Here is a 26,935-nt window from a genome sequence, read left to right as displayed (position 1 = left end):
GACATTCGCAACGCCGCCATGTGCGGATAAAACCACCGTCAAGGCAGGATGTGTGTTGTTCATAAAATGTTTGCAAATAAAATGCACATTCTGTCTTGACGAAACGCTTCCGAAAGGTAGTATCGTGATCGAGTGCGGCAATGCCCTGTTACAAAAGGGCTACAAGCTAAAGATTTTCAACACCATCAACTTTTCCAAAAGTATGCGCTATAACCCCATGGCGTACATCCACAGTGAAAAGGACATTCTGAAGCTCGTCACCGCACTGATGACCAACACCAAGGGTGAGGGTCAGGGCGGCGACCCATTCTGGGACAAAGCGGAGCGGCTTTTGCTCGTTTCGCTGATCGCATACCTCCACTACGAAGCCCCTGTCGAGGAGCAAAACTTCGCAACATTGCTGGAAATGCTAAACACTATGCAGGTTTCGGAAGATGATGAAACCTATCAGAATCCAGTTGACCTACTGTTTGAGGATCTGGGCAAGAAGAAGCCAAAATCCTTTGCCGTGCGGCAGTACAAACTTTATAAGCTGGCTGCCGGCAAAACGGCCAAGTCGATTCTTATTTCCTGCGGTGCCCGGCTCGCACCCTTCGACATTCAGGAAGTCCGGGATGCCACCATGTACGATGAGCTGGAACTGGACAAGCTGGGTGACCGGAAAACGGCGCTGTTCCTTATCATGAGCGATACGGACAGCACCTTTAACTTTCTGATTTCCATGATCTACACCCAGCTTTTCAACTTGCTGTGCGACAAAGCCGATGATGTGTACGGCGGTAAGCTGCCAGTCCATGTCCGCTGCCTGATCGACGAGTGTGCCAACATTGGTCAAATTCCGCAGCTAGAAAAGCTGGTAGCCACCATCCGCAGCCGTGAGATTTCGGCGTGTCTGGTCTTGCAGACCCGCAGCCAGCTGAAAGCCATCTACAAAGATAACGCGGATACCATCGTGGGCAACATGGACAGCCAGATTTTCCTCGGCGGCAGTGAGCCTACCACCCTGAAAGATCTTGCCGAAGCACTCGGCAAGGAAACCATCGACAGCTACAACAATTCTGATACCCGTGGCAATAGCCCAAGCTATGGAACCAACTATCAAAAACTCGGCCACGATATGCCATACTTGTTCGTGAAGAGTTCAGTTGCCTTGAATTTATCATGAACAGGGACACGATCAACTGGATTCTGAAAAAACTGAATACAGGAGGTCGAATATGGAGCATTTACCAAAGAAAATCCATCAAAACGGCATCAGCTACACGCTGGTGGGAGACTACTACATCCCCGATCTGGAGCTGCCGGAGGAAAGCCGCCCCATTGGGCGGTGGGGCCGGATGCACAAGGCGTTTCTGCAAGAACACCGGCCCGGCCAGTACAATGCACTGCTTCTGTCGGAAAAACTCTGGACATATCTTGCTGACCTGAACGAACAGGCCGCTGACCGGCTGGCGTGTATTGTCTCGCAGATGCAGGAGGCAGAGGGTGTCACCGAGGAACTGAAAGCCCGTGACCAGCTTGCGTGGGTCGGGGGCATGAACAGCATCCGCAGCCGGGCAGAGGAAATCATCCTGTCTGAGATGATTTTTGTCTGAGGGAGGTGGGCGCATGATTCTGGAAGAAATGTATAACGGCAGATTTTATCCCTGTGAAACGGTGGTCGCTGATTCATCGAGGTTCAAGCAGGCAGTCAAAGCCAGTGCCGCCCTGATGGACACTTTATCTGAGCGTCTGAGCAAAGAGGACTATGCACTGGTTGAAGAACTGCGGGAGCAGGTGGCAATCGCTCAATGTGAGGAAAACGAAAGCCACTTCAAATACGGCTTTTCGGCGGGGCTGCTTGTCCAGCAGGAAGCCCATGCGCAGATGTCGCAGAAAAACAAAGAATAGCATCTTCAATAGTGGCTGTTCCCAAACTGGGAACAACCACCACAACAGAATACTGCTTCATAAAAGCCATTTGCCAATCAACCGGCGGATGGCTTTTTTGCCGCTCCCGGATATGGAAATTTTACTTCCGCTTACGTCTGGCCTTGCGGTTGGGCGGGATGGGGCTGGCCTTTCCTCTCATATTGTTGGGGCTTTTGAGCTGCTTGGACAGGCTCAGTATCCGCAGGAATGCCGAGAAGTCCTCCGAGGAAATCTTCTCAAAGGGTATCTGCAACTTATCGCAGAACTCGTGGATCAGCATTTCTGTATCGCTGCCCTGTCCTATGGCCTGCTCAAATTTTTCCTTCACATCATCCAGCGTGGGCTGCGGGTCGGCGGTAGTCTTGTCCTTGCGGTGTGCCTCCCGGATGTCCCGGACGATGCTGTCCAGATCATCGTGCATGACGTGGCTGTAAAAATCGCTTTCCTGCACCTGCCCCAGTTCCAGCGTCCGCATATAGAGGTCATCTTCTCCGGGCGCATATTTGCTCATGACGGTCTGCCGGGTGGCCTCCAACACCAGATTCATCTGCTCCACCCGCATATTGGCGATCTGGTCGATACAGATTTCCATATCTATCATCAGCCGCCGGAAATTCGGGTGGGTAGCCAGTTCGCAGAGAAGCCGGTTGTTGATTTTGCCGCTGCTCAAAAGTTCCACCATATCATCACTCAGATGCAGAGATTGAAGTTCTGTGTTTGGGTGATTTTTATTTTCCGTCAGCCCCATCAGATAGTCGGTGGACACACCGTAAAAGTCCGCCAGCGTTGCAATCGCAAACGGGCTGATGTCCTTGTAGTCATCGGTTTCGTATTTTCCCAGCGCGGATTTAGACAGGCCGGTCTGCTCCGCCAGTTGTTCCAGCGTCAGGTGCTTGTCCACCACCCGCAGGTCTTTGAGCCGCTCCGGGATTGTCAGCTTTGCGTACATCCAAAGCCCCCTCTCTCGTTATCGTTTTTCAGTGATTACACCCATTATAGCACGATTCCATAAGCGTGGAAATATGCGGATTTCAAGCGTTTTTCCGACGTTTTGGATATACGGGAAAGGGCCTCTTTTTTCGGTAAACTGGTTCTTGCAGACAGGCACAGAACCTTGAAAATCGAATGACCGGCTGCAAGGGGTATGGCCTCCGGGGAAGTGACGCCAGGACAGAAATCGAGCGCACCAAAGAGGCCGATACGCCGGGAGAAATTCCGGGCAGGAGCGGCTTGCAGGCAGACCGGCGGACAGGAAACAAGTTTATCATGCGGGGCGTATGGCTCCGCAGCAAAGAAATGGAGGAAATCATTATGACACTGAGTATGAAAGAAAAGAAGATTCTCTACGCTTACGGCTGTCCCAGCCACCACAATACGGTGACACGGCTGAAATGGCTGACGGCCCTGACGGTTGACCCGGAGGCCAAACGCCGGATGCTGGGGCTGGCCCGGAAGGTGGAGACGGAGGTGGGCGAAAGCTGGTACGAGGATTTTTACCACCATCTGCGGATGGAGATGGACGAGTACCGCCGTCTCAAGCGCAGCCTGCGTGTGCTGAAATCTTACACTGATTATGAGGAGGATCTGTATGAGGAAGCTGTCTAAGTATGAGAAAGAAACTATCATCAACTGGAACGAGGCGGAGAACCTTGCCAGCATCTACACCTTCAACGCCAGCTTGAAGCGCAGGCTGGCTGATTTCAGCCGGAAATACCCGCTGCTGTGCCGGTTGGAGCGCAGCACGCCGGAGGGCAGCGTGACCTATGTGCTGGACAAGTCCCGGCTGTCGATCCGGCTGGTGCCGCCGTACAGCGAGGAACGGAAAGCCGCCGCAAGGGAGTACGCAAAGGAGCATGGCTTTCAGGTGGTGGGAGCGGAAGAAAAAATCGCTTGAAATCGGGGCGATTACGGTCAAAATGCCGGGTCTGCACCCGCTGTTTTGACTGGCAATCCCCGCAGGCGTATTCCGTATCCACTCCCCGCCTATGGGCGCAAATGTGCGGATACGGAGCCGGTGAAACTGGCAAACGCCGCTCCTGCGGTGGAAGCCAGCTTCGCCGGTGCGGGAGTACAGAGGGCAGCCAGCCCTTTGTGCCGGGGTGCAGGGGCGGCAGCGCACTGCTGGGGTCAAGGGGCAACGCCCATTGGCGGGTTAAGGGCGGCAGCCATTATCGGGTCAAGGACGAAGTGCCTTGGCGGGTTGAGGGCAGCCGCCCCATCGGGTCAAGGGTGAAACGCCTTGCCCAGGGAGAGTTGATGCCTGCGTCAACTCGTACTGGGTATTACCTGACGCAAAATTCGCAGGATTTGCGGCTTCGCCGCCCCTTCCCGGCCCCGCAGCATCTTCGCAGGAAGGAGGAAATCTGTTTGAAACTGACACGACACAATGGACGCTCCGGCAAGCATGGCACCTATAATCCCCGCCACAATGACCGCCGGTTTGATGTGGAGAACAGCGAACACATTGACGCAGAACGGGCAAGGCAAAATGTCTACTGGGACTGCTACCGGGGCTTTACCACCCATGAGTTCCGGGAGAACCCGGAGCAGTCGGATTTCAGCTTTGAGGAAATTGAGCGGATGTACTACTATGAGCATTACGGCGGCCATGTGGAGGCCCAGAACGCCCGGAATGAGAAAACCCGGCACACGGAGCGCAACCGCAGCGTGGAGGACTTGCTGAAAAACAACAAGACCTGCCCGGAGGAAAGCATCTACCAGATCGGCACGATGGGAGAATCCGTCCCGCCGGATACGCTCTTTTCCATCGTCAATGAATTTTATGAGGAATTTGAGCGCCGCTTCGGTTCCCATATCCACATCTTAGACTGGGCGCTCCATCTGGACGAGGGGACGCCCCACATCCATGAGCGGCACGTCTTTGACTGTGAGAACCGCTACGGGGAGCTGTGCCCCCAGCAGGAAAAGGCGCTGGAAGAACTGGGCATCCCTCTCCCAAACCCGGAGAAGCCCAAAGGCCGGAACAACAACCGCAAGCAGACCTTTGATGCGGTCTGCCGGACGCTCCTGTTTGACATCGCCAGACGGCATGGGCTGCATCTGGATCAGGAGCCGTCCTACGGTGGGAGGGAGTATCTGGAAAAGCAGGATTATATCCTGATGAAACAGAAGGAGCAACTGGCGGCGCAGGAGCAGAAGCTGGAAGAACTGACGCTCAAAATTGAGGACGTGGAGACACTGTTAGATGATGTTTCCGATGCGGCCTATGACAAGGCGGTGGAGGTCGTGACTGATACCGTCAGGCAGGAGACGCACAAGGAAGATATTCGTCTGGTGGAGGAATCGAAAAAATGGGTGCTTTCGCCGGAGCGCAAGGCTCCAAAGAAGGAGCGTGAGTACGCCGCCGCCCGTCTGGATGGGGTCATTAACAAGATTAAAAATGTCATGCAGACTGCTCTGGCGAAAATCCAGCGGACGCTGATGCAGCCGGAGGTCAAGCAGGCCGGAAAGGAGCAGGTCAAAAAGAAAGCCAAAGAATCCATTATGGATATGCTGGCAAAGGCAAAGATCAACGCAGACCGGGATAACCGGGAGCGTTGGGAACGGGAGGGGCGGATCGCCCCGAAAAAGAAACACGATATGGAGTTATGAGGCATCTGATTTTCTGTGGAAACCGGGTGCCTTTTTCTTTGTCTGGAGGTGAGAAAATCGAATGTGTTTGAAGCGGTGAAGCAGGCTGTCCCCACAAGGCAGGCTGCGGAGTTTTACGGGATACAGGTCGGCAGGAACGGCATGGTCTGCTGTCCCTTCCATGATGACAAACATCCCAGCATGAAGGTTGACCGCCGGTTCCACTGCTTCGGCTGTCAGGCGGACGGGGATGTGATTGATTTTACCGCCCGTCTGTTCGGGCTGAACAAAAAAGAGGCGGCCTTGAAGCTGGCGGAAGATTTCTCGGTCAGCTTTGACGCCAAAGGCCATGACCCGCCCCGCAGGAGGCCGGTCAAACGGAAAATCAGCGAAGAACTGCGCTACCGGCAGGCGGAGCAGAAATGTTTCCGGGTGCTGTGCGATTACCTGCACCTGCTGGAACGCTGGGAGAAGGAATATGCCCCGCATACGCCGGAGGAAGCATGGAACCCGCTGTTTGTGGAGGCACTGCAAAAGAAACCGTATACGGAGTATCTGTTGGATATTCTGCTGTCCGGCGGTATGGAGGAACGGGCCTGCGTGGTCGCTGAATACGGAAAAGAGGTGAGGAAGATTGAGCAGCGAATATCAGAGTTTACCGCCGGCCACCCGGCAGGCCGCCATGAGCGCAGCCGAAGCCTTAGCGCCGGAACAGAGCGTTGACGAAGTGCGGGAAAGCCTCTCTGTCACGGAGAAGGGCCAGCCCGCCAACACCATCGGCAACTGCCGGACGGTGTTCTGCCATGACCCGCTGCTGCGGGACGCCATACGGCTGAACCTCCTGACTGACCGGGTAGACATCGTGCGGAATTTGGGCTGGCGCAGGAACACCAGCGCCCTGACGGATACGGATGTGAAGTATCTACTTCTCTATTTTGAGCAGAACTACGGCCTGACCAGCGAGAAGAAAATGACGGCGGCCCTGTCCATCGTGGCGAATGAGAACTGCTACCATCCCATACAGGATGTATTAAACGGCCTTGTGTGGGACGGGACGCCCCGCATCCGCTCCTGTCTCCATCACTTCTTAGGTGCAGAAGTCAGCGACTATGTGGAGGAAATGCTGAAGCACTTCCTGCTGGGGGCCATCCGGCGGGTGTTTTCCCCCGGCTCCAAATACGAGGAAATGCTCTGTCTGGTGGGCGGACAAGGGGCTGGCAAGTCCAGCTTCTTCCGCCTGCTGGCGATCCGGGACGAGTGGTTCTCCGATGACCTGAAAAAGCTGGACGATGACAGGGTGTTTTTGAAGCTGCAAGGACACTGGATCATCGAGATGTCGGAGATGCTGGCTACCAGCAGCGCCAAAAGCATTGAGGAAATCCGTTCATTTATCAGCCGCCAGAAGGAAACTTACCGCACACCCTATGAGGCCCAGCCCAAAGACCGGCTGCGGCAGTGTGTGTTCGGCGGTTCTTCCAACACGCTGGACTTCCTGCCCCTTGACCGGGCCGGGAACCGGCGTTTCCTTCCCATCATGATTTACCCGGAGAATGCGGAGGTTCACATTTTGGAGGACGAGGACGCTTCCAGAGCCTACCTGTTGCAGGTCTGGGCGGAGGCCATGACGATTTACCGCAGCGGCCACTATTCCATGAAATTCAACAAGTCCATCCAGCGGCAGCTTGTGGAGGTGCAGAAGGATTTCATGCCGGAGGACACGGAGGCCGGGCAGATACAGGGCTTTCTGGAACACTACACCGGCAGCATGGTCTGCTCCAAACAGCTTTTCAAGGAGGCGCTGGGCCACACCTATGACGAGCCGAAGCGGTGGCAGCTTCACAATATCAACGAGATCATGAACACGGTGGTGACGGGCTGGAAGCCGTTCTCCAATCCGAGGATGTTTGCCGGATATGGCAGGCAGAAGGGCTGGGAACGGGACGTTTCCGGCAACGAACTGCCCGGCAACGAAGATGGATTTGTGGAACTGAGCGAGGAAGAATGCCTCCAGTTGGAACTTCCGAAGGAGTGGATCGCCTGAAAATGGCGGTCAGTTGCCGGGATGGTTGCCGCTTGGTTGCCGGGTTCGTTGCCGGGGATTTCCCTGTCTGGATGCGGGAAAAACCAGTAAATAAGGGATATTTTAATCATTATCTTTATCTCCGGCAACGAAAGCAACGAGATTTTTCAAGAAAATTCACAAAGTAAGATTTACAGGCCAGACGGTAGTTTACAGGTTTTCAGAGGTTCGTTGCCGGACTTCGTTGCCGGTGCTGCCGTCCGGCCTGTCTCTCTATGGAGGTAGCCTATGGAAAAAAGCAAAAATCAGAAGAATAAAGTCCGTTTTGTGGTGGTGCGGGAGTTCTCCGGGGAGAAGTCCATGCGGGAAGTCTTTGAGCAGCTCATTGAGCGCCAGACCTGCGAACACTTCGAGGAATGGCGGCATCAGCGGGAAATGGCAGAAAAAGCTGCGTAAAAACGGTTGATTCAGGGACAGGGACATGGTACTATAATGGTATCGTGTCCCTGTTCATAGAAGGAGAACGCTATGAGCAGGAAAAAACAAGTCTATGAGAAAATCACCGCTCTCTACTGCCGAATCTCTCTGGATGACGGCGGCGACAATGAGAGTATGAGCATCAGCAACCAGAAACTCATGCTCCGGGATTTCGCAGAAAAGCATGGGATGTTCCAGTATGAGTATTATGTGGATGACGGCTATACGGGCCGCAACTTCAATCGTCCCTCGTTCCAGCGCATGATCGCTGACATTGAGGCGGGGAAAATCGGCTGCGTGGTCACCAAAGACCTATCCAGACTCGGCAGGAATTATATCGAAGCTGGCAGCTATATCGAAATCTTTTTCCCCAAACACAATGTGCGCTATATCGCCATCACGGACGGCGTGGACAGCCTGACCCGTCAGGAGATGGACATTACGCCTTTTAAGAATATCCTGAACGATATGTACAGCCGGGATATTTCCAAAAAGGTGCTGGCGGGCATTACCACCCGCTCCCGGCAGGGAAAATTCTGCGGAGGGACGCCGCCCTTCGGCCTGATGCGTGACCCAGAGGACAAAGGGCATCTCATTATTGACCCGGAGACAGCGCCGATCATCCGCAAAATCTATGACTATGCCTTGGACGGGCTGGGCTGCATGAGGATTTCCAAACGGCTGATGGAAGAAAAAATCCCCATCACCCATGTCAAGGCCAACACGGAGTTTGACGCCAACTATTATTCCTGGGGCGGGGCGAGAATCAGCCATATCCTGCGGAATCCCTTCTATAAAGGCGCACATCTGGTCTTTCGGACGCACCAGAAGGGCATCCGCTCCAACACCTATGACATTATCCCCCGTGACCAGTGGGAAGTGATTGAGGGCTGCCATGAGGCGATTGTGACGCCGGAGGAATGGGAACAGGTGCAGGAACTGATTGACCGCAGGCCGACCATTCAGGGTAATTCCTGCCCCTTCTACAACCTGTTCCACGGCCTTGTCTACTGTGCCACCTGCGGGAAGTCCATGCAGGTGCGGTATGAGAAGGTGGGCCGAACCGGAAAGAACCGCTTCACCGGCAAGATGCGGGAACCGATTGACAAGGCGTACTATATCTGCCAGACTTACAACCGCATGGGCTGCAAGGTCTGCTCCAGCCACAAAATCGAGGCAAGGGGTTTGTACAATCTGGTGCTGAAGGATATACAGGAACTGGCGGCGCAGGCCATGAAGGACGCCGATGCGTTCTACCAGCGGCTCAGCCGCCGAATGGAGCGCCGGTATCTGGTGGACGCTTCTCAGACGGAGAAAGAACGCCAGCGGCTGGAAGCCCGGAATCAGGAAATTGACAGGATGTTTCTGAGCCTGTATACCGATAAGGCAAAAGGCATCCTGACCGAGCAGCGGTTTGTGAAGCTGACGGCGGCGCTGGAACAAGAGCAGGAATCCAACCAGAAGCGCCTGCATGACCTGGCAATGATGCAGAGCCGGGCGGATACCCAGGAGAGTGAAGTCCGCACCTTCATCAAGGAAATCCGGCGCTATGCCACCATCGAGGAACTGGATGAGGCAGTGCTGAACCGGCTTATCAGTAAAATCCTGATCGGCGAGGTTAAGAAGGTGGACGGCCAGAAGGTGCAGGAAGTCAGGATCGTGTATAACTTTGTCGGGGAAATCCCGGAGATTGCAGCGTAAATAGTTTGCCCCATCTCTCACAACCATTGAGGGATGGGGCTTTTATTTTGCCGTCGTCCGGCAGCATTATATTGATTGGGTTTACTCCATCCGCAACCGTTCCACTACGGTGCGTTTTGCCATCTCATGGCCGGTGATAACAGGAATACCAGCCCCAAGCAAGGCAAAGAGAGGGATGATGAACAGGAAGGGCGTGAGGTTCAGATGGTAGGTAAAAAACCAGAATAGTCCTTCCACCGCCTGGAAGGCAATCGGGCCCAACGTCAGCGTCAAAATCAGAGCCAGCCCTGCCGCCCCCAGAGCGTACAGCAATCCTTCCCAGATCAGCATAGCGCGCAGTTGCCGTCCGGTCATGCCCACGGCCTGGAGCACCGCCAGTTCCCTCTGACGTGCAATGATGCCAGTCAGGATGGCATTGAAGAAGTTCAGCACACCGACCAACCCAACGATGAAACTGAGCGCACCGCCCAGCAGCAGGAACATGGAGCGCATACTCTCAAATTCCCCAGCATAGGTGGCCTTGCTCTCGTAGTCCAGCTCCGGGTTGACGTTCTCAGTGTAATCCGCCAGGAAGGACTCCATGGCGGCGTTGGTCTCGTCGGTGGTGTCGAAGGCGTAGTACATCACATCCGACGTGCCGGTGTCCTGGACAAAGGTCTCGTCGTTCAGGATGAACTCATCGCTACCATAGTAGCGGTAGCTGAGGGCGAAGGGCACCGTCACCAGGGCCGCCACGGTGTAGTCAACGTCCCGGTACTTCACCGGCCGCTCCACCCAGTTGGCCCCGTCCGGCACATCCTCCAGGGAAGCCCAGACCTCGCCGGTGTCTGGGTCGTAATACTCGCTCTCCTCCACATAGCGGAGGGTGACGGTGTCCCCCAACCGGGCCCAGTGGGAGGCCATGTCTGCGTTTCCATAATCGTCCTCTGAGTATACGGCGGCGATAGCCCGGCTGCCCGGCTCGTAGAGGGCGGACAAATCTCCCTCCAGCACCGTCAGGTGGTCCAGGGCAAAATCGCTCATACCGGAGATCTGAACCCCGTCGGCCAGCAGGCCCGCCTCGTTCTTATCAGTCAGGCGTATCAGGTTGTCCATCTCCTCCGGGGTGTAGAAGTTCTGCTTGTTCTGCCGGAACCAGTCTTCGGTGACGTACTCCAGCACAGGAGAGGTCTGGTCGTACACCACGCCGCTGTCGGTGATGCCGCCCTGGGCGTCGATGTCATCAATGACGGACTGGGGCACGGCCTGTTCCGCACTGAACAGGGTGCTGGTCTGGAATTTTCCAGCATTGGCCACAATGAAATCGCTGGCGGTGAAATTGGACACATACTTGTCCATATCAAAGCCACCGGCAAAGTTCACCGTCACAGTAAGCAGCACCACCGCCAGTGACAGCGACAGCACCGTCACCACGGTCTTTCCCTTGCTGCGGCCCAGGTTGGCCCAGGCCATCGTGAAGGGACTGACCTTTCGGGCCTTCCGGCCCTTAACACGGGTCTTTTCGCTGCTGCCTTCGGTGTAGCGCACTGCCTCCACCGGGGAGACCCTGGCCGCCATCCGTCCCGGCTGCCGGCAGGAGATCAGCACCGTCAGCAGTGCGAAGGCCGCGGAAACGACAAAGATCCAGGGGCTTACAGAGGTCATTGGCATAATCCCGTTGAGCCGGGCCACAATCACCGGGGTTAGCTGCCCGCCGATCAGCCAGCCGATCACCAGCCCGATGGGGATACCAACAGCAGAGAGGGTCAGGGCTTGCAGACGGATGATCCGCCGCAGTTGCCGGGGGGTGGTGCCGATGGTTTTCAGAAGGCCATAGAACCGGATATCCCCGGCCACCGAGATCTGGAACACATTGTAGATGATGAGATACCCGGTGAAAACGATAAGCAGGATTACCCCGGCAATGGCCATGACCGTCATGGGGTCCACAATGTCGGACATCCGGGCCCCGGTGTAGCCCCAGTTGACGCCGGTATCAATGTAATTGTCCCCAGCGGTCTCGCTCTGGTAGCCGTGGTTTTCCAAAATTTGGTTCAAATCCCGCTCGATATGTCGGGAGTCGCTTTTCAGCATCACGTCCAAATTCCACCGGCCTGTCATGCCGTCATCAGGGCTGTCAGGATCTACGCCCACTTCCGCCAGGATTTCGTTCACCCGGCTTTCGGGAATCAGGACATGGTTCGCCACAATGGCCTCATCGTATTCCCACCAGCCACAGAGGGTGAAGGTTTGAGTGGTTTCGTGTCCATCTACATCAAAAGTGAGGGTAAACTCGGCCCCGATCTCCGGCTTTATGCCCAGCAGTTCCAGTACATGGGTGTCGGTAGCAGCCTGGTCGGTGCCCTCCTGCGGCAAAGAGCCTTCCACCGGGTCACAGTACATCCAGTGGGCCTCGTTGGCGTCGGCAAAGCTCACCTCCACATGAGCTTTATTGAAAGGCGCCTCCCTAGGCATACCCAGGTATCTCCGTTCGCCCCACTGGCCGATGAGAGGATCATCCTTCAGTTCATCAAACTGCGCCTGGGTCATGTACTTAAATCCGCCGTGGGAGAAGCCGCCCACCTGTCGAAAATTGGATTGCTGAAACCCATCGTTGATGGACAAGGCGATGGTGAATAGAGAAGTAAACAGCATCGTTGTCAGGGCGATAGCCACAATGGCAATCAGATTGCGCGTGCGGCTTGCCAGCAGGCTTTTCCACGCCAAATGGCGAACACATTTTCGATTTGAAACTTTCATGGCTCTCCCCCCTTACTGTGTCACAATCCGCCCATCCTCAATGCGGACAATTCGGTCAGAGAGTTGGGCAATTTCTTCGTTGTGTGTAATCATGACCATCGTTTGGGAAAATTTCCGGCCCGTCACCTTCATCAGGCTCAGTACATCTTGGCTGGTACGGCTGTCCAAGTTTCCGGTCGGTTCGTCGGCCAGGAGAATGGCCGGTTTGGTCGCCAAGGCACGGGCGATAGCCACCCGCTGCTGCTGGCCGCCGGAAAGCTGCCCCGGCAGGCTGTTCAACTTCTTTTCCAGCCCCAAGGCGGTGACTACCTCACCTACATAGCGCTCATCTACTTTACCACCATCCAACTGGATGGGCAAAACGATGTTTTCCCGCACCGTCAGCACCGGCACCAGGTTAAAACTTTGAAATACAAAACCAATTTTTCGGCGGCGAAAAATTGTGAGTGCCTCATCCTTCAGGGAGAAGATGTTCTTCCCGTCCACGGTGACGGAGCCGGAAGTGGGCCGGTCCAGGCCCCCCAGCATGTGGAGCAGGGTGGACTTGCCGGAGCCGCTGGTGCCCACGATGGCTACGAACTCCCCGTCCTCCACGCTGAGATTGACACCATCCAGTGCTTTTACCTGCGTATCTCCTTTTCCGTAATATTTCTTTAAGTTTTTGGTTTCTAAAATCGTCATCTTGTATACCTCCACAAAAAAGTCTGCATTGCCTTTTGACAATACAGACTTTACCACATAATTCTTTCCTGAGCCTTTCTCAAATCTAACAGAGTTGAAAGATTTCCTGTTCTTCATATCCGATTCAACGCACGAGGCAAATACAGTGAGAAAGTGCTTCCGTTTCCTGGTTTGGAGGATACTTTGATATAACCGCCCTGAAGGGACAGAATTTCCCGTGCCAGGTAAAGTCCCAGGCCAAGCCCCTCCGCCGAGTGCGTTAACGTACCACGATAGAAGCGGTTAAAAATCCCGCCCTGTTCTTCTTCTGGAATACCGGGGCCCGTATCCGTCACGTCCACCCGGCAAAAGGTTTCGAGCATCTGTGCAGATACGGTAACCCTTCCGCCAGCGGGTGTGTACTTTACCGCGTTGTTTACAACATTGCCAAGGGCTTCGCTTGTCCAGCGCGGGTCAAAGGAGGCGTCGCCTACAAACGGAAGGTTCTGCAAGGTGATTTTCTTTTTTTCCGCCGCAGGTCTTTCCTGTTCGACAGTCGCCTCTAATAAAGGAGCCACAGGACCCAGTGTGGGAGTTGGAACCACAATACCTGTTTCCAATCTCGAAGCCTTAACCAGAGTCTGAATCAGAAATGACAGTTTCTCCCCCTGTGTTAGCAGCGCCTGGACTTGTTCCCGCTGACGCGGCGACAGATCGCTTTCCGTCAAAAGCGAAGCGTATACAAGTAAATTTGCGATGGGTGTGCGCGTCTGATGGGAAATATCGGAGATCAGTGTTTTCACCGCTTCCTGTTCGGTTTTCATCGTTTTTTGCGTATGAGCAGAGCCGCGCAGGAAGCGAGCAAATTTTGTCTCCAGCGCAGACAGTTCTGTTTCATCAAAATGTTCCTCGGTAAAACCACTGGAAATAGACTGTTCCAACATATTATCCAGCCGCTGAACGGTTCTGCGCCGGGCCGTCCACTGCCAGAGCCCAAATAGAAGCCCAATGACAGCGAAAGCCAGCAACACCCAGGTCAAAGCTGTCATTTGCTTACCTCCCAAGTGTAACCAACCCCGTACACAGTTCTGATCGGGGCATTCCCGAGCTTCCCGCGCAGGCGCCGCACCGCCACAGATAAGGCATTTTCATCCACAAACTCGCCGCCGTCCCACACCTTTTCAAGCAGCAATTCTCTTGGTAACGTGCGGCCCCGGTTCTCCACCAGCAGGCGCAACAGGCGCTGTTCTGTCTTGGAAAGGTCGATGATTGTCCCTTCTTTGGAAAACTCCATCCGTGTGAAGTCGAGGATGAAACCGTTCAATTCGATCCGTTCCTGCTTTACCGGGACAGAGCGCCGCAGTTGGGCATTTACTCTGGCCCGGAGCACTGCCAAGGAGAAAGGCTTGGTAATATAATCATCTGCCCCAGCTTCCAGACCGGTAACTTCATCCAGTTCCAAATCATTAGCCGTAAGCAAAATAGCAGGTGTGGAGGTGCCATTCTGTCGCAGTGTTCGCAACAGTTCCAGCCCACTGCCGTCTGGCAGGTTAATATCCAAAATCAATAAATCAAAAACTACGCCCTGCAAAATCTTGATTGCCTGGAGACGTGTGCTGCAATGTGTGACGGTACAGTTTGGTGTTTCAAGTGCCATACAAATACCACGCCCCAGCGCTTCATCGTCTTCTAAAAGCAAAATTCGACTCACTTCTGTGCTCTCCCTTCCTTTGTTCTGCCATCGACCGGCTTTACAGCATCTTTAGGAAGCAGCCAAACACCGGCCATTTTCACAGCGCCGGGAATACGCCCCTCGACGCAGTAATAGTTGACTTGACGGGACGAAACGCCCCATTTTTCGCTTGCCTCTTTGAGTGTCATGTAGTCCATGCTCATACCTCCGACAATTTCTTTCATTATATTTCATTAGCTCGAAGAACGCAAGGCAGGAAATGTGAATAGATGTTGAATACGCTGCTATCGAAGAAGGATTTCTTTGATAGCTTTTTTTAATTCATCACTTGACATTGTGGCAAAGAACTTATGAGCCGGGATGAACTGGCGGTGCTGGATGGCGGCAAGTGCATCCTGCAACTGCGGGGTGTGCGCCCGTTTTTGAGCGACAAGTACGACCTGACCCAGCACCCGAACTATAAGTACACCTCCGATTATGCCCCCAAGAACGCCCTCGATATCGAGAAGTTCTTGAACCGAAAAGAAAAAATCCACCCAGACGATACCTTTGTCATGGTGGATGCTGATTCACTCCCGCCCGCCTGATAAGACGAGCGGTTATTTTTTACCCATTGACCCAACAGGTACACCGGAAAATCAGCCTTCGCCGTGGTTTTCGGCTTTTTGCAAACGGATTTCAGGTGTGTGCAGGGTCACTTTTTCAAAACAAAGGAGATTTTTCTATGGAATTCTTTAACAGCGCAGTGGACGTTCTGAAGACTCTGGTCGTGGCATTGGGTGCCGGTCTGGGCGTGTGGGGTGCCGTCAACCTGATGGAGGGTTACGGCGGCGATAACCCCTCCGCAAAAAGTCAGGGTATGAAGCAGCTGATGGCTGGCGGCGGCGTTGCCCTGATCGGTATTACTCTGGTGCCCCTGCTGTCCGGTCTGTTCGGCTAATTCGCTCTCGCAATAAACACAGTTTGACCCATAAGTACGCCAGTAAATTAACTCTCGCCGCAGCTTACGGCGCTTTAACAAATGGATTTCAGATGTGTGCAGGGTCGCTTTTTTCAAACCAAAGGAGATTTTACTATGGAATTCTTTAACAGTGCAGTGGACGTTCTGAAGACTCTGGTGGTTGCTCTGGGTGCCGGTCTGGGCGTGTGGGGTGCCGTCAACCTGATGGAGGGTTACGGCGGCGATAACCCATCCGCAAAAAGTCAGGGTATGAAGCAGCTGATGGCTGGCGGCGGCGTTGCCCTCATCGGTATCACCCTGATCCCCCTGCTGAGCGGTCTGTTCGGCTGATCTTTTCCGGGCGGCGTCTGCCGCCCTGTACATATTTACTTGCAAGCTTTTCCAGCCCCACCGTGGCAAACGGATTCTTATTATAAAGAGGAAACGCATTGCAAATCGAATATTCACCTTTATTCTGAAAGGACGGTGCTATTATGCAGATTCTGACTCACCTTATTTTTCTGCTCAACCTGCTCAAGACCCTTATCAACCATTTTTCTTGATAGGTGGTGGCGCTGAGTGGAAACAGTTCTCAAAGCGATCTCTGATTGGATCAAGTCGCTGCTGACAGCGGCAATCATGTCCAATCTTTCCGGCTTGTTTGATGATGTGAACACCCAAGTGGGCGGCATCGCACAGCAAGTCGGCACCAAACCATCCAGTTTTGAACCGCGCGTTTTTGCTATGATCGAAGCTCTCTCCCGGAATGTGGTGCTACCCATTGCAGGCGTGATCTTGACCTTTATTGCTTGCTATGAATTGATTCAGATGATCACCCAGCATAACAACATGGCACAGTTTGAACCGGCATTGATTTTGAAGTGGATCTTCAAAACTGCCATTTCGGTTTGGATGATCTCGAATACGTTTGACATCATCATGGCGGTGTTCGACGTGACGCAGCAGGTGGTGGCAAATTCCAGCGGCATTATTTCCGGCAACACAAGGGTCAACGACATCGGGCTTTCCATGCTGCAATCCAGCATGATGCAGATGGACGTAGGCCCACTGTTCGGGCTGTTCTTGCAGTCCTTCTTCATCGGCATCACTATGCGCATCCTGTCCATCGTGATTTTCGTCATCGTCTACGGAAGAATGATTGAGATCTACATGATGGTCAGCCTTGCCCCGGTGCCCATGGCAACATGGGGCAACCACGAGCAATCCCATGTGGGACAGAACTATCTTCGTTCTCTGTTCGCGCTGGGATTTCAGGGTTTCCTGATCCTGATCTGCGTGGCGATCTACGCTGTTCTGCTCCAGAATGTTGCAATATCCGGGGATGCCATCAACTCGATCTGGAGCATCGTGGGGTACACGGTGCTGCTCTACTTCTCGCTGTTCAAGACCAGCTCTGTCGCCAAAACTCTGCTGGGTGCCCATTGATTCGGAGGTGAAATTTTGGCAGCTTATATTTCCGTGCCGCGCGATTTCAGCAAGGTGAAGTCCAAAGTAGCCTTCAACCTGACCGCCCGGCAGCTTATCTGTTTTGGTGCAGCGGCAGTCGTAGGCGTGCCGCTGTTCTTTGTTCTGCGGGACACCGCTGGCAATTCCGGTGCTACCCTCGGCATGATGGCGGTCATGCTGCCCATGTTCTTTCTGGCCATGTACCAGAAAAACGGTCAGCCGGCTGAAAAGATCCTGCGGTACTACTTTCAGGCGCGCTTTGTTCGCCCGAAGGTGCGTCCGTACCAGACCCGCAATTACTATGCACTGCTTGTGAAGGGAGATGACGCCCATGATTCCGTTTCTGAAAAAGAATAAAGACGGCAAAAAGCCGCCCAAGCCCACAGTGCCCCACACGGCACAGGAAAGCATCCCGTTCCAGCGGATGTTTGAGGACGGTACCTGCCGTGTCCGTCCCGGCTACTACACCCGCACCATCCAGTATCAGGATATCAACTATCAGTTGGCGCAGCAGGAGGACAAGACCGCCATCTTTGAGGAATGGTGCTCTTTTCTCAACTTTTTCGACAGCTCTATCCACTTTGAACTGTCTTTCGTGAATACCGCCACCGATTCGGCAGACTTCGAGAAGTCCATCCGCATCCCGTACCAGCAGGATGGCTTTGATGATGTGCGAGCCGAGTACAGCCAGATGTTGCGGCAGCAGCTTTCCAAGGGCAACAACGGTCTGACCAAAACGAAGTTTCTGACCTACGGCATCGAGGGCGACAGCATGGCGCAGGTCAAACCTCGGCTGGAGCACATCCAGAACGACCTGATGAACAATTTCCACCGGCTTGGCGTTCTGGCAAAGCCGCTGGACGGTACGGAACGTCTGCGGCTGATGCACGGGATGTTGAACATGGATGGAGCCAACAAGTTCCACTTCAACTGGAAAGACCTTGTGCCCAGTGGTCTGTCCGTAAAGGATGCCATTGCCCCCACTGCGCTAGCGTTTAAGAACAGCCGTACCTTTCAGATGGGCGGCATCTTCGGGGCGGTCAGCTTCCTGAACATCACAGCCTCCGACCTGAGCGACCAGTTGCTGAAGGATTTTCTGGACATGGATTCCAGCCAGATTGTCACCATGCACATCCAGTCCGTTGACCAGAACAAGGCCATCAAAACCATCAAGCACACCATCACCGAACTCGACCGCAGCAAGATCGAGGAGCAGAAGAAAGCCGTCCGCGCCGGATACGACATGGACGTGCTGCCGTCAGACTTGGCGACTTATGGGCGGGATGCAAAAGCCCTGCTGAAAGAATTGCAGTCGCAAAACGAGCGTATGTTCCTTGTTACTTTTCTGGTGCTGAACACCGGGAAAACCGAGCAGGAACTGGAAACCAACGTGTTTCAGGCAGTCAGCATTGCCCAGAAGCACAACTGCGAATTATGCCGCCTCGATTTTCAGCAGGAGCAGGGGCTTATGTCCTCGCTGCCGCTGGCAGACTGCCAAATCGAGATCCAGCGCGGTCTGACCACCAGCAGCACGGCAATCTTTGTGCCGTTTACCACACAGGAGTTGTTCGACAATGGCAAGGAAAGCCTGTATTATGGCTTGAACGCCCTGTCCAACAACCTGATTATGGTTGACCGCAAAAAGCTGAAGAACCCCAACGGTCTGATTTTGGGCACTCCCGGTTCCGGTAAATCCTTCAGCGCAAAGCGTGAGATCTGCAACGCATTCCTCGTGACAGACGATGATATTATCATCTGCGACCCGGAGGCAGAATATGCTCCGCTGGTGGAGCGTCTGCATGGGCAGGTCATCCACATCAGCCCTGCCAGCACCCAATATATCAACCCGATGGACATCAACAGCAACTACTCGGAAGAGGATAACCCTCTGGCTTTGAAAGCCGACTTTGTGCTGTCCCTGTGCGAACTGGTGGTGGGCGGCAAAGAGGGCTTGCAGCCGGTGGAAAAGACGGTCATTGACCGCTGCGTCCATGTGATCTATCGCAAGTATTTCGAGAATCCCACCCCGGAAAATATGCCGCTGTTGGAAGATCTGTACAATGCACTGTTGACGCAAGACGAACCGGAAGCCCGCCATGTGGCGGCTGCGCTGGAAATCTACGTCAAGGGCAGTTTGAACATTTTTAACCACCACACCAACGTGGATATCAATAACCGCATTGTCTGTTTTGACATCAAGCAGCTTGGCAAGCAGTTGAAGAAACTCGGTATGCTTATCGTACAGGATGCCGTGTGGGGGCGCGTGACCGCCAACCGCAGTGCTGGAAAATCCACCCGGTACTATGCAGACGAGTTCCATTTGCTCTTGAAGGAAGAGCAGACTGCTGCTTATTCCGTGGAGATTTGGAAGCGTTTCCGTAAGTGGGGCGGCATTCCGACAGCCCTAACGCAGAACGTCAAAGACCTGTTGGCAAGCCCCGAAGTATCAAATATTTTTGAGAACTCGGACTTCGTTTATATGCTCAATCAAGCGAACGGAGACCGGCAGATTTTGGCGAAGCAGCTGAACATTTCGCCCCATCAGCTTTCCTACGTCACTCACTCCGGTGAGGGTGAAGGGCTGCTGTTCTTCGGCAACGTGATCCTGCCCTTTGTTGACCACTTCCCGAAAGACCTTGAACTCTACCGCATCCTTACGACCCGCCTTTCCGAAGTTGCGGAGGCGCAAAAGCATGAGTGAGAAACAGCCGAAGCTGAAATTCGAGGAGGAAAAGGAGCGCACGGCTACGCGCTCCCCTCCGAAAAAGTCTAAAGTGGAGCAGTCGGTGCCCAAAAAGCAGAAACTGAAACAGGATGCAGACAAAGCTGCGGAGAAATCTCAGCATTTGCGTTTTGGCAAAGCCGAGATAACCCCGGATGAAGCATCCCGCATGACAAAGCAGCAGAAACGTGCTATGTATGCCGCTGCTGCCGCCCGGTCTGCGGCACATCGAGAGATTGATCAGTACGAGGACGACAATGTGGGCACGCAGGCTTTAAGCGAGGGCGAAAAAGCTGCCGAGACTACCCACGATATTTCCAAGAGCCGTTACGCCAGAAAGCTGAAAAAGAAAGCCAAGATGCAGGGCAAGAAAAGGGCCCGAACCGCAAAATCTTCCGTGCAGAAGCCGCCTGCGGCACAAGATGCAGGCGCATCCGGCACCGGCGAGGGCAGTTCCAACTGGCTTTCACGCTGGAAACAGCGGCAAGAAATCCGTAAAAGTCACTATGCCACCGCCCATTCGGGTACAGCGGCACAGACCGCAGGCGGCAAAGCGGTATCCAATGGCACCACTGCTGCGAAGTCTGGCATGGAACAGGTCATCGACAAAGGAAAATCGGTGGTCAGTACCGCAGTCAACGGCATTGCCAATTTTGCAAAAAGTAACGCGCACGTTCTTTTGATCGTGGGCGTTTTTCTTTTGCTCCTGCTGCTGGTCATGTCGGCATTTTCGTCCTGTTCCATTCTGTTTTCAGGCACCACGCAGGTATCCGGTCAGACCATTTACACCGCAGAGGACCGGGACATCCGGGGAGCCGAAACCGACTACAAGAAGCTGGAAAAGGAGCTGGACAAAAAGATCAAGCGCACCCCCACCGACCACCCCGGCTACAACGAGTACCAGTATCACCTTGACCCCATCGAGCATGACCCATGGCAGTTGACCTCTTTTCTCACGACTCTCTATGACGATTACACCCGGTCAGAGGTGCAGGGCAAGTTGAAGGAGACCTTCAAAAAGCAGTACAAGCTGACCACATGGGTGGAGGTGCAGATACGGTATAAGACCGTCTGGGTCATCAGTCCGGCAGGAATCCCAGTCCCTACGCAGGTGCCCTATGAGTACCGCATCTTCCACACCAAATTGGTGAATAAAGGGCTGGAAGTGGTTATCCGGGAGGAACTGGACAACGACCAGTGGAAACGCTATGAGATCTTTCAGGATACGCTGGGTGGTCGGCCTTATCTGTTCAACGGCGGTCTGCCGCCCGGTGGCTCCGATGGCTCCGGCACACCCGGCATCGACTATCAGGTTCCTGCGGAAGCCCTGACGGACAGCGAGTTTGCCGCTATCTATAAGGAGGCGCAAAAGTATGTGGGCACGCCCTACGTCTGGGGCGGTTCTACCCCGGAAACCGGGTTTGATTGCTCCGGCTACGTTTGCTGGGTCTACAACCAGAACGGCTACAATGTGGGGCGCACCACCGCCAACGGTCTGTGGAACAAGAGCCAGCACATTTCCGAAGCCGAAGCAAAGCCCGGCGACCTTGTTTTCTTTGAAGGAACGTATGATACGCCGGGGAAAAGTCATGTGGGCATCTACCTTGGAAACGGCAAGATGGTGTCTGCCGGAGACCCCATAAAGTATGCTGATATTCACTCGTCCTACTGGCAGAAATACCTGTCCGGTTTTGGACGGCTTTCAAAATGATTGGAGGAAGAAATGAGCGAAAAACTCGATAAACTGCGCGCTTCTCTGGAAAAGGAAAGGGAGCGTCGCATTAAGATCAACACTCGCATTGAAAGCCTTGAGCGGCGGATTCAGGAAGCAGAAGCTGCCGAGGTCAACGAGATGGTGCGCACCGCCAAGGTCACGCCGGAACAGCTTGCCGCCCTGCTGCGCCAGTCTGCAACTTCCACCCCGACCCCGGCTGCGCTGTCCGCAGTCGGTGCTACGTTCAACAAGGAGGAATCTGATAATGAAGATGATGAATAAGTTCTGTGCCCTGATGTTGTCGGTGGCACTGTGCGCTGGCATGGCGGCTCCTGCTTTTGCCTATGGCGGTGAGCCTGTGGAGGAAGTGGAACAGCCCGTCCTGACTTCTACCACCTATGAAGAAGATGTGGTCACCGTGACCGATGAGGAAACCGGTGCTCTGACCCCGGAGGGCAATCTGACGATGGTGGACGATTACCACACCAGTTATTCGGATGGCAGCGGGCAGCAGTTCATCACGCTGGTGTCGAAGTCTGGCAACACATTCTATCTGGTCATCGACCGCAACGACAAGGGGGAAAACACCGTTCATTTCATGAATCTTGTGGACGAAGCCGACCTTCTTTCCCTGATGGAAGATGAAGATGCCGATGCCTACACCGCTGAAAAAGAAGCGGCGGCGCAGGCAGAACAGGAGCGCAAACAGGCCGAGGAGGATGCGAAAAAGGCTGCGGAAGAAGCGGCGGCATCCGGTTCTGAACAGACTGGTGGCAACAAAGTTACGAAGTATGCTACTACGTTCTTAGGCGTACTGGCACTGGTCGGTTTGGTTGCTGGCGGTGGCATTTACACCTTTATGAAGCAGAAGCAGAAAAAGCAGGCAGAAAAAGAAGCCCTTGACCCCGATGCAAACTACACTGAGGACAAGGGCGACTTTGAAATCCCTGTGGAGGATGAGCCGGAGGAGACCGGCGAGGAGGATAACGCAGAAGAATAATTCTATTGGCGGCGTTTGCCGCCTTACATATTGCAATCCGAAACAGATTGGAGGAATTCTTATCGCAAAATTGATCGTGGCGGAGAAACCGTCCGTCGCCATGTCCTATGCCAAAGTCCTCGGTGCCACCAGCCGTCAGGACGGCTACCTTGAGGGCAACGGCTATCTGGTGAGCTGGTGTGTGGGTCATCTGGTGGAACTGGCTCCGCCTAATGTCTACGATGCCAAATACGTCAAGTGGAGCATTGCAGATTTGCCCATTCTGCCGCAAAAGTGGCAGTATCTGGTGTCTGCGTCCACCAAAAAACAGTTTGGCATCCTGCAAAAACTGATGCACCGCCCGGACGTAGACAGCATTGTGAACAGTTGCGATTCCGGACGGGAGGGAGAACTGATCTTCCGACTTGTCTACCAGCAAGCGGAGTGCAAAAAGCCCTTCTCTCGTCTATGGCTGTCCAGCATGGAGGAAAACGCTATCCGGGAAGGGTTCGCCCACCTCAAACCGTCAACTGAATACGATGCGCTGTACAACGCAGCACTCTGCCGGGAACGCGCCGACTGGATGGTCGGCATCAATGCATCCCGGCTTTTTTCGTGCCTGTACGGTCAGCCGCTGGCGGTGGGGCGTGTTATGACCCCGGTGCTTGCCATGACGGTGGTGCGAGAAGCCGCCATCGCCGCCTTTACCCCGGAAAAATTCTACACGGTGGATCTGGAACTGACCAGCGGCTGCACGGCATCCAGCCGCCGCATTCCTGAAAAATCCGTTGCTGAAAACCTGTTGAAAGCCTGCCGAAAGGAGATGGTAGCAACGATCCAGCGCATCACCCGCAAGGAAAAGTCCGAGAATCCACCACCACTGTATGATCTGACCACCCTTCAGAGGGACGCTAACCGCTTGCTGGGGTACAGCGCACAGCAGACTTTGGACTATGTACAGAGCCTGTATGAGAAGAAACTTACCACTTATCCCAGAACTGATAGCTGCTATATCACCGACGATGACGAGGAGATGCTGGAGGAACTGACTGAGGAGTTGGAGGGTTTTCTCGACATTACCTCGGCAGATGTGGACGAGGCTGTGCCTCGGACACGGCGCACCGTCAACCGGGAAAAAGTCACCGACCACCACGCCATTCTGCCCACTCGCAGTATGCTGCAAGCAGATCTGGACGCACTGCCCAAGGGCGAGCAGAACGTCCTGAAGCTCATCATCGCCCGGACGCTGATGGCGGTAAGCAAGCCCTTCCGTTATCTGGAGACCCTGCTGATCACCGAATGCGCCGGGGAGGAATTTACCGCCAAGGGCAAGGAGGTTTTGGAGGAAGGCTGGAAAGCGGTGGAGCGCAAGGTGCTGGCGGACATCCTGAACCGGAAGCAGGAACTCACTGCCCTGCCCAATGCAGCGGAAAACGAGTGCGGCATTCTCAACGCCGAACTGAAGGAGGGTCAAACGTCCCCGCCAAAGCATTTCACCGAGGACCTTCTACTTCATGCAATGGAAACCGCTGGTGCAGACAGTATGCCGGAGGGTGTGGAACGTCAGGGCATCGGCACCCCGGCAACCAGAGCCGCCACCATTGAAAAACTGGTACAGAAGGGCTTTCTGGAACGGAAAGGCACCAAGAAAACCAAGGTGCTTCTGCCCACCGACAAGGGCAAAGCCCTCATCACCGTGATGCCCGAAGAAATCCAGTCTGCGGATATGACGGCTGACTGGGAAGCGAAATTGCTGCAAATCGAGCGCAGCGAAATGGAACCGGAAACTTTTATGACTGAGATCAATACGATGATTACCGAACTGGTAAAGAATACAGAAATGAAAAAAGGAGTAAATGCGCTTATGAAAAACAAAATCATTGGTGTCTGTCCGAACTGCGGTGCAAATGTTGTGGAGCGTGAAAAGGGCTGGTTCTGTGAGAACAGGGAGTGCCGTTTCGTGCTGTGGAAGGACAATGCGTTCTTCAAGCGTCTGGGTAAGCGACTGGATTCCCATGTGGCGGACAAGCTGCTGCGGGATGGGCGTGTCCGGCTGAAGGACTGCAAGAGTGCCAAGGGCAAGACCTACAATGCCACCGTGCTGCTGTCCTGTGAAGCCGATGGCCGCAGCAAGTTTTCTCTGGAATTTGAGGGTGGCTGCTGATGGAGCAGATAAAAGAAGCGGTCTACCTTATCAACGATGAACGCTATCTGCATCTCCGGGAGAACGGTGCAGGGGTCGGCTTTGCCACCTACAACAAGGTAACTGGTGAGCCGCTGGAAAGTGGGCAGATCTCGGAAAAGAATCTGCCGCCCGATGGACGGAACGCCATCCCTGCCGCCCGGAACTGGTATCTGTTTGCACTTTCGGACGATGACCGCAAGGTCATCCAACAGGAAAGCGTAAAGATCCTCGAAAACATCCCGCAGGCGGGCATCGGCAGACGGCGCATCTGGGAGCCGGAAACGCTGCCGAAGGATATTCGTCTCATCAACAGCCACTATGACGATCTCTACCGCATTCCAAATGGCGGCGTGATTCAGGTGGATTACCCGGATGGGCGCAGCTTCACGGCACGGCTGGAACATCTGGATGATTACCACTTTGACATGGGCGGTCTGGGCAATGTGTTCCACATCTGCCAGTTTGCCGAGGTCATGGAACGAAACCATGCCGACTTCTACCCGGAGATTCAGACACAGGACGAGCAGGCGGCGTGGGAACTGGGCGGCAAAGGCTACCTTGCCATCCAGTCTTGTGAGGATGGATGGGACTACACCCTCTACCACAGCGATTATTCTGTGATGGACGGCGGGCAGTTGGATGCCCCGGAACTGACCATTCAGGAAGCCCGTGAGCAGATTCTGGAAGCACACCACATGGAAAAGGGGCGGCGGCTGTTGCAGGACTACGATGCCGTCATGGATAAAGTTGCGGAAGCCGAGGAACTGCGTACAGACCACCGCCCTTCCACACTGGAAAAGCTGGCAGAACTGGCAAGTGATACGTCTGCGCCAAAATCGTCTGCACGTTCTGCGCCAGAACTGTGAGGTGGACGATGCAGCAAAAATGGAACCAGAATTTTGACGGTGAACCCATGACGGACATCCCGCAGAAGTTTCTGAATGCGGGGTGCGATGTTTATATGGTGATGCAGCTGCGGCATGACGAAAAAATCCTCGATGAAAGATTTGCTTCCATGCGGGAACTGCATCGTCGGGGCAAAACGCCCGACCCGGAGCATTACGAGCTCACCTACTATGCTGATCTGCCCGCCATGTGGCAGGATGTGCCGAACAACGAGATTTTGGAAGAACTATTTCAGATGTTCAACCTCTCCCGTCCGCAGGATTTTGAGGGGCACAGCCTGTCGGTCAGCGATGTGATCGCACTCAAACGCAATGGCAAAGTGTCTGTGCATTATGTGGACAGCATCGGCTTCAAGGAGCTGCCGGGGTTTCTGGATAAAAAGCCGGAGCACTCTTCTGTTCTGCAAATGCTCAAGGAGAAGTGCGATGCCCCGGAGTGCAACCCAACTGGATGCCGGAAAGCGAGGGCTGAACATGAACTTTGACCACGAGGAATTGACCCTGATGATGCTCTACAACACCGGCACCCGGCTGGGGCTGGTACACGAGTTGCGGCTGATGCAGTGCTATCTGATGCCCGATGAAACCGCCCTGCGGGAGTTGTCGGAAGGTGTTATCGAAAAGCTGAAACTGTTGACCGATGCGGAGTTTGGCGAGTTGGAATTTCCCCCGGACTGATTATTGCCGCCTGCGGGCGGCGTACATAAAGTATTTTGTTCTTCCAAAAGATATGCTATAATCAAATTAGACAAAATTCCTCTCTTCAAGCGATTTCTCCGCAATTTTCCTGTGGCTCTGCTCGTATCAAAAATAAGGGACCGATTTTTAATTGTCAGAACGTAGGAACCATTATGGCAATCTTTGAAAAGACCATCTGGAATCAGAATTTTGACCAGCTGCTCCGGAAGCTGGAACAGGAGATTCCGGACAGCAGCTGGTCGGCCAATCTGGAAGCAGGCAGTGACTTCAAAGAAGGCGACGCCCGGTGCAGTGTCCGTGTGTTTGAGCGGTACAGCATGATAGGCGGCAACCGCCTGAGCCTGACGCTGACCCTGTTCCAGAATGGAGACAGTCCGATTCGCCTGTCTGCCATCACCGCAGGCGGCAGTCAGGCGGTGTTCTTCAAGGTGAACACCCTCGGAGAAGAATCTTTTCTGGACGATGTAAAGGACCTGCTGGAAGAAATTTTGGAGGAGTAAAATGTTTTTTGGATGGTTTGACGCTATATTCA

28 protein-coding genes and 2 pseudogenes are annotated in these 26,935 nt (G+C 54.1%); 24 read left to right on the top strand and 6 right to left on the bottom strand.

The annotated features are described in order from the left end of the window. Nucleotides 1-82 precede the first annotated feature (82 nt). The 3 genes and pseudogenes from D3F01_RS14775 to D3F01_RS14765 form a co-directional block, all read left to right on the top strand. Nucleotides 83-1,120 (top strand): annotated as a pseudogene (locus tag D3F01_RS14775) (type IV secretory system conjugative DNA transfer family protein); the annotation flags it as partial. Nucleotides 1,121-1,217: 97 nt separating this feature from the next. Then, nucleotides 1,218-1,595, top strand: a complete 378-nt coding sequence (locus D3F01_RS14770; RefSeq protein ID WP_129873175.1) for a TnpV protein — start codon at nucleotides 1,218-1,220, stop codon at nucleotides 1,593-1,595. 13 nt (nucleotides 1,596-1,608) lie between these two features. Next, the gene (locus D3F01_RS14765) at nucleotides 1,609-1,890 is read left to right on the top strand and encodes a DUF6809 family protein (protein ID WP_129873173.1); all 282 of its coding nucleotides are present in this window, start codon (nucleotides 1,609-1,611) and stop codon (nucleotides 1,888-1,890) included. Nucleotides 1,891-2,011: 121 nt separating this feature from the next. Here D3F01_RS14765 and D3F01_RS14760 read toward each other — a convergent pair whose 3' ends face one another. Beyond that, nucleotides 2,012-2,860, bottom strand: coding sequence for a helix-turn-helix transcriptional regulator (locus tag D3F01_RS14760; RefSeq protein ID WP_129873171.1), 849 nt, complete (start codon nucleotides 2,858-2,860; stop codon nucleotides 2,012-2,014). Nucleotides 2,861-3,222: 362 nt separating this feature from the next. Here D3F01_RS14760 and D3F01_RS14755 point away from each other — a divergent pair, with 362 nt between their 5' ends. The 7 genes from D3F01_RS14755 to D3F01_RS14725 all read left to right on the top strand — a co-directional run bounded on the left by D3F01_RS14755 (nucleotide 3,223) and on the right by D3F01_RS14725 (nucleotide 9,700). Next, nucleotides 3,223-3,516 carry a hypothetical protein gene (locus D3F01_RS14755; protein WP_055221216.1) on the top strand — a complete coding sequence of 98 codons (294 nt, stop codon included), beginning with the start codon at nucleotides 3,223-3,225 and terminating at the stop codon, nucleotides 3,514-3,516. After that, nucleotides 3,500-3,805 carry a hypothetical protein gene (locus D3F01_RS14750; RefSeq protein ID WP_015544885.1) on the top strand — a complete coding sequence of 102 codons (306 nt, stop codon included), beginning with the start codon at nucleotides 3,500-3,502 and terminating at the stop codon, nucleotides 3,803-3,805. The genes D3F01_RS14755 and D3F01_RS14750 overlap by 17 nt, the downstream gene beginning before the upstream one ends. Nucleotides 3,806-4,278: 473 nt before the next feature. Further along, a complete protein-coding gene (locus D3F01_RS14745) occupies nucleotides 4,279-5,523 on the top strand; it encodes a serine/arginine repetitive matrix protein 2 (RefSeq protein WP_129873169.1) in 1,245 nt (414 codons plus the stop codon). A 15-nt stretch (nucleotides 5,524-5,538) separates the two neighbouring features. Beyond that, the gene (locus tag D3F01_RS14740; protein ID WP_242889435.1) at nucleotides 5,539-6,225 is read left to right on the top strand and encodes a CHC2 zinc finger domain-containing protein; all 687 of its coding nucleotides are present in this window, start codon (nucleotides 5,539-5,541) and stop codon (nucleotides 6,223-6,225) included. Further along, nucleotides 6,185-7,543, top strand: a complete 1,359-nt coding sequence (locus D3F01_RS14735) for a virulence-associated E family protein (RefSeq protein ID WP_129873165.1) — start codon at nucleotides 6,185-6,187, stop codon at nucleotides 7,541-7,543. Before D3F01_RS14740 ends, D3F01_RS14735 begins: the two co-directional genes overlap by 41 nt. Nucleotides 7,544-7,810: 267 nt before the next feature. Further along, the gene (locus tag D3F01_RS14730) at nucleotides 7,811-7,978 is read left to right on the top strand and encodes a hypothetical protein (RefSeq protein WP_173014769.1); all 168 of its coding nucleotides are present in this window, start codon (nucleotides 7,811-7,813) and stop codon (nucleotides 7,976-7,978) included. A 72-nt stretch (nucleotides 7,979-8,050) separates the two neighbouring features. Beyond that, complete coding sequence (locus tag D3F01_RS14725; RefSeq protein ID WP_129873162.1) at nucleotides 8,051-9,700, top strand: recombinase family protein; 1,650 nt, start codon at nucleotides 8,051-8,053, stop codon at nucleotides 9,698-9,700. An 81-nt stretch (nucleotides 9,701-9,781) separates the two neighbouring features. Here D3F01_RS14725 and D3F01_RS14720 read toward each other — a convergent pair whose 3' ends face one another. From D3F01_RS14720 to D3F01_RS14700, 5 genes are all read right to left on the bottom strand, one after another. Beyond that, nucleotides 9,782-12,439 (bottom strand): ABC transporter permease, encoded by a 2,658-nt coding sequence (locus tag D3F01_RS14720; RefSeq protein ID WP_154265427.1) that lies wholly within the window; start codon nucleotides 12,437-12,439, stop codon nucleotides 9,782-9,784. A 12-nt stretch (nucleotides 12,440-12,451) separates the two neighbouring features. After that, entirely contained in the window at nucleotides 12,452-13,120 is a 669-nt protein-coding gene (locus tag D3F01_RS14715) for an ABC transporter ATP-binding protein (protein WP_055219593.1), read from the bottom strand. A 113-nt stretch (nucleotides 13,121-13,233) separates the two neighbouring features. Then, nucleotides 13,234-14,148, bottom strand: a complete 915-nt coding sequence (locus D3F01_RS14710; protein WP_055219555.1) for a HAMP domain-containing sensor histidine kinase — start codon at nucleotides 14,146-14,148, stop codon at nucleotides 13,234-13,236. Further along, nucleotides 14,145-14,810, bottom strand: coding sequence for a response regulator transcription factor (locus D3F01_RS14705; RefSeq protein WP_129873158.1), 666 nt, complete (start codon nucleotides 14,808-14,810; stop codon nucleotides 14,145-14,147). Before D3F01_RS14705 ends, D3F01_RS14710 begins: the two co-directional genes overlap by 4 nt. Continuing rightward, a complete protein-coding gene (locus D3F01_RS14700) occupies nucleotides 14,807-14,989 on the bottom strand; it encodes a helix-turn-helix domain-containing protein (RefSeq protein ID WP_055219551.1) in 183 nt (60 codons plus the stop codon). Before D3F01_RS14700 ends, D3F01_RS14705 begins: the two co-directional genes overlap by 4 nt. Nucleotides 14,990-15,130: 141 nt before the next feature. On the opposite strand from D3F01_RS14700, the pseudogene D3F01_RS14695 reads away from it, so the two are divergent. From D3F01_RS14695 to D3F01_RS14630, 14 genes and pseudogenes are all read left to right on the top strand, one after another. Continuing rightward, nucleotides 15,131-15,379 (top strand): annotated as a pseudogene (locus D3F01_RS14695) (conjugal transfer protein TraG); the annotation flags it as partial. A 137-nt stretch (nucleotides 15,380-15,516) separates the two neighbouring features. Further along, the gene (locus tag D3F01_RS14690; RefSeq protein ID WP_015565186.1) at nucleotides 15,517-15,732 is read left to right on the top strand and encodes a Maff2 family mobile element protein; all 216 of its coding nucleotides are present in this window, start codon (nucleotides 15,517-15,519) and stop codon (nucleotides 15,730-15,732) included. Nucleotides 15,733-15,867: 135 nt separating this feature from the next. Next, the gene (locus tag D3F01_RS14685; protein WP_015565185.1) at nucleotides 15,868-16,083 is read left to right on the top strand and encodes a Maff2 family mobile element protein; all 216 of its coding nucleotides are present in this window, start codon (nucleotides 15,868-15,870) and stop codon (nucleotides 16,081-16,083) included. 228 nt (nucleotides 16,084-16,311) lie between these two features. Further along, nucleotides 16,312-17,178 (top strand): VirB6/TrbL-like conjugal transfer protein, CD1112 family, encoded by an 867-nt coding sequence (locus D3F01_RS14680; protein ID WP_242889434.1) that lies wholly within the window; start codon nucleotides 16,312-16,314, stop codon nucleotides 17,176-17,178. Nucleotides 17,179-17,193: 15 nt separating this feature from the next. After that, on the top strand, nucleotides 17,194-17,556 hold the full coding sequence (locus D3F01_RS14675) for a PrgI family protein (RefSeq protein WP_044960449.1): 363 nt from the start codon (nucleotides 17,194-17,196) through the stop codon (nucleotides 17,554-17,556). Continuing rightward, nucleotides 17,531-19,900, top strand: a complete 2,370-nt coding sequence (locus D3F01_RS14670) for a VirB4-like conjugal transfer ATPase, CD1110 family (protein ID WP_242889433.1) — start codon at nucleotides 17,531-17,533, stop codon at nucleotides 19,898-19,900. Before D3F01_RS14675 ends, D3F01_RS14670 begins: the two co-directional genes overlap by 26 nt. Further along, on the top strand, nucleotides 19,893-21,632 hold the full coding sequence (locus D3F01_RS14665) for a C40 family peptidase (RefSeq protein ID WP_242889431.1): 1,740 nt from the start codon (nucleotides 19,893-19,895) through the stop codon (nucleotides 21,630-21,632). The genes D3F01_RS14670 and D3F01_RS14665 overlap by 8 nt, the downstream gene beginning before the upstream one ends. 12 nt (nucleotides 21,633-21,644) lie before the next feature. Continuing rightward, nucleotides 21,645-21,917, top strand: a complete 273-nt coding sequence (locus tag D3F01_RS14660) for a DUF4315 family protein (protein ID WP_015536499.1) — start codon at nucleotides 21,645-21,647, stop codon at nucleotides 21,915-21,917. Next, nucleotides 21,901-22,635 (top strand): DUF4366 domain-containing protein, encoded by a 735-nt coding sequence (locus D3F01_RS14655; protein ID WP_242889429.1) that lies wholly within the window; start codon nucleotides 21,901-21,903, stop codon nucleotides 22,633-22,635. Before D3F01_RS14660 ends, D3F01_RS14655 begins: the two co-directional genes overlap by 17 nt. A 61-nt stretch (nucleotides 22,636-22,696) precedes the next feature. Further along, the gene (locus D3F01_RS14650) at nucleotides 22,697-24,778 is read left to right on the top strand and encodes a DNA topoisomerase 3 (protein WP_347568008.1); all 2,082 of its coding nucleotides are present in this window, start codon (nucleotides 22,697-22,699) and stop codon (nucleotides 24,776-24,778) included. Next, nucleotides 24,778-25,665 carry an LPD16 domain-containing protein gene (locus D3F01_RS14645; protein ID WP_242889425.1) on the top strand — a complete coding sequence of 296 codons (888 nt, stop codon included), beginning with the start codon at nucleotides 24,778-24,780 and terminating at the stop codon, nucleotides 25,663-25,665. Before D3F01_RS14650 ends, D3F01_RS14645 begins: the two co-directional genes overlap by 1 nt. A gap of 8 nt (nucleotides 25,666-25,673) precedes the next feature. Then, nucleotides 25,674-26,189, top strand: a complete 516-nt coding sequence (locus D3F01_RS14640) for a YodL domain-containing protein (protein ID WP_242889423.1) — start codon at nucleotides 25,674-25,676, stop codon at nucleotides 26,187-26,189. After that, a complete protein-coding gene (locus tag D3F01_RS14635) occupies nucleotides 26,179-26,382 on the top strand; it encodes a transposon-transfer assisting family protein (protein WP_242889422.1) in 204 nt (67 codons plus the stop codon). The genes D3F01_RS14640 and D3F01_RS14635 overlap by 11 nt, the downstream gene beginning before the upstream one ends. 173 nt (nucleotides 26,383-26,555) lie before the next feature. Beyond that, nucleotides 26,556-26,903, top strand: coding sequence for a DUF6054 family protein (locus D3F01_RS14630; protein ID WP_242889421.1), 348 nt, complete (start codon nucleotides 26,556-26,558; stop codon nucleotides 26,901-26,903). Nucleotides 26,904-26,935 lie beyond the last annotated feature (32 nt).

The organism is Faecalibacterium sp. BCRC 81149, from assembly GCF_022750605.1.
In the GTDB taxonomy this organism is placed as follows: domain Bacteria; phylum Bacillota; class Clostridia; order Oscillospirales; family Ruminococcaceae; genus Faecalibacterium; species Faecalibacterium duncaniae.
This window is presented reverse-complemented; position numbering and strand designations above follow the sequence as displayed.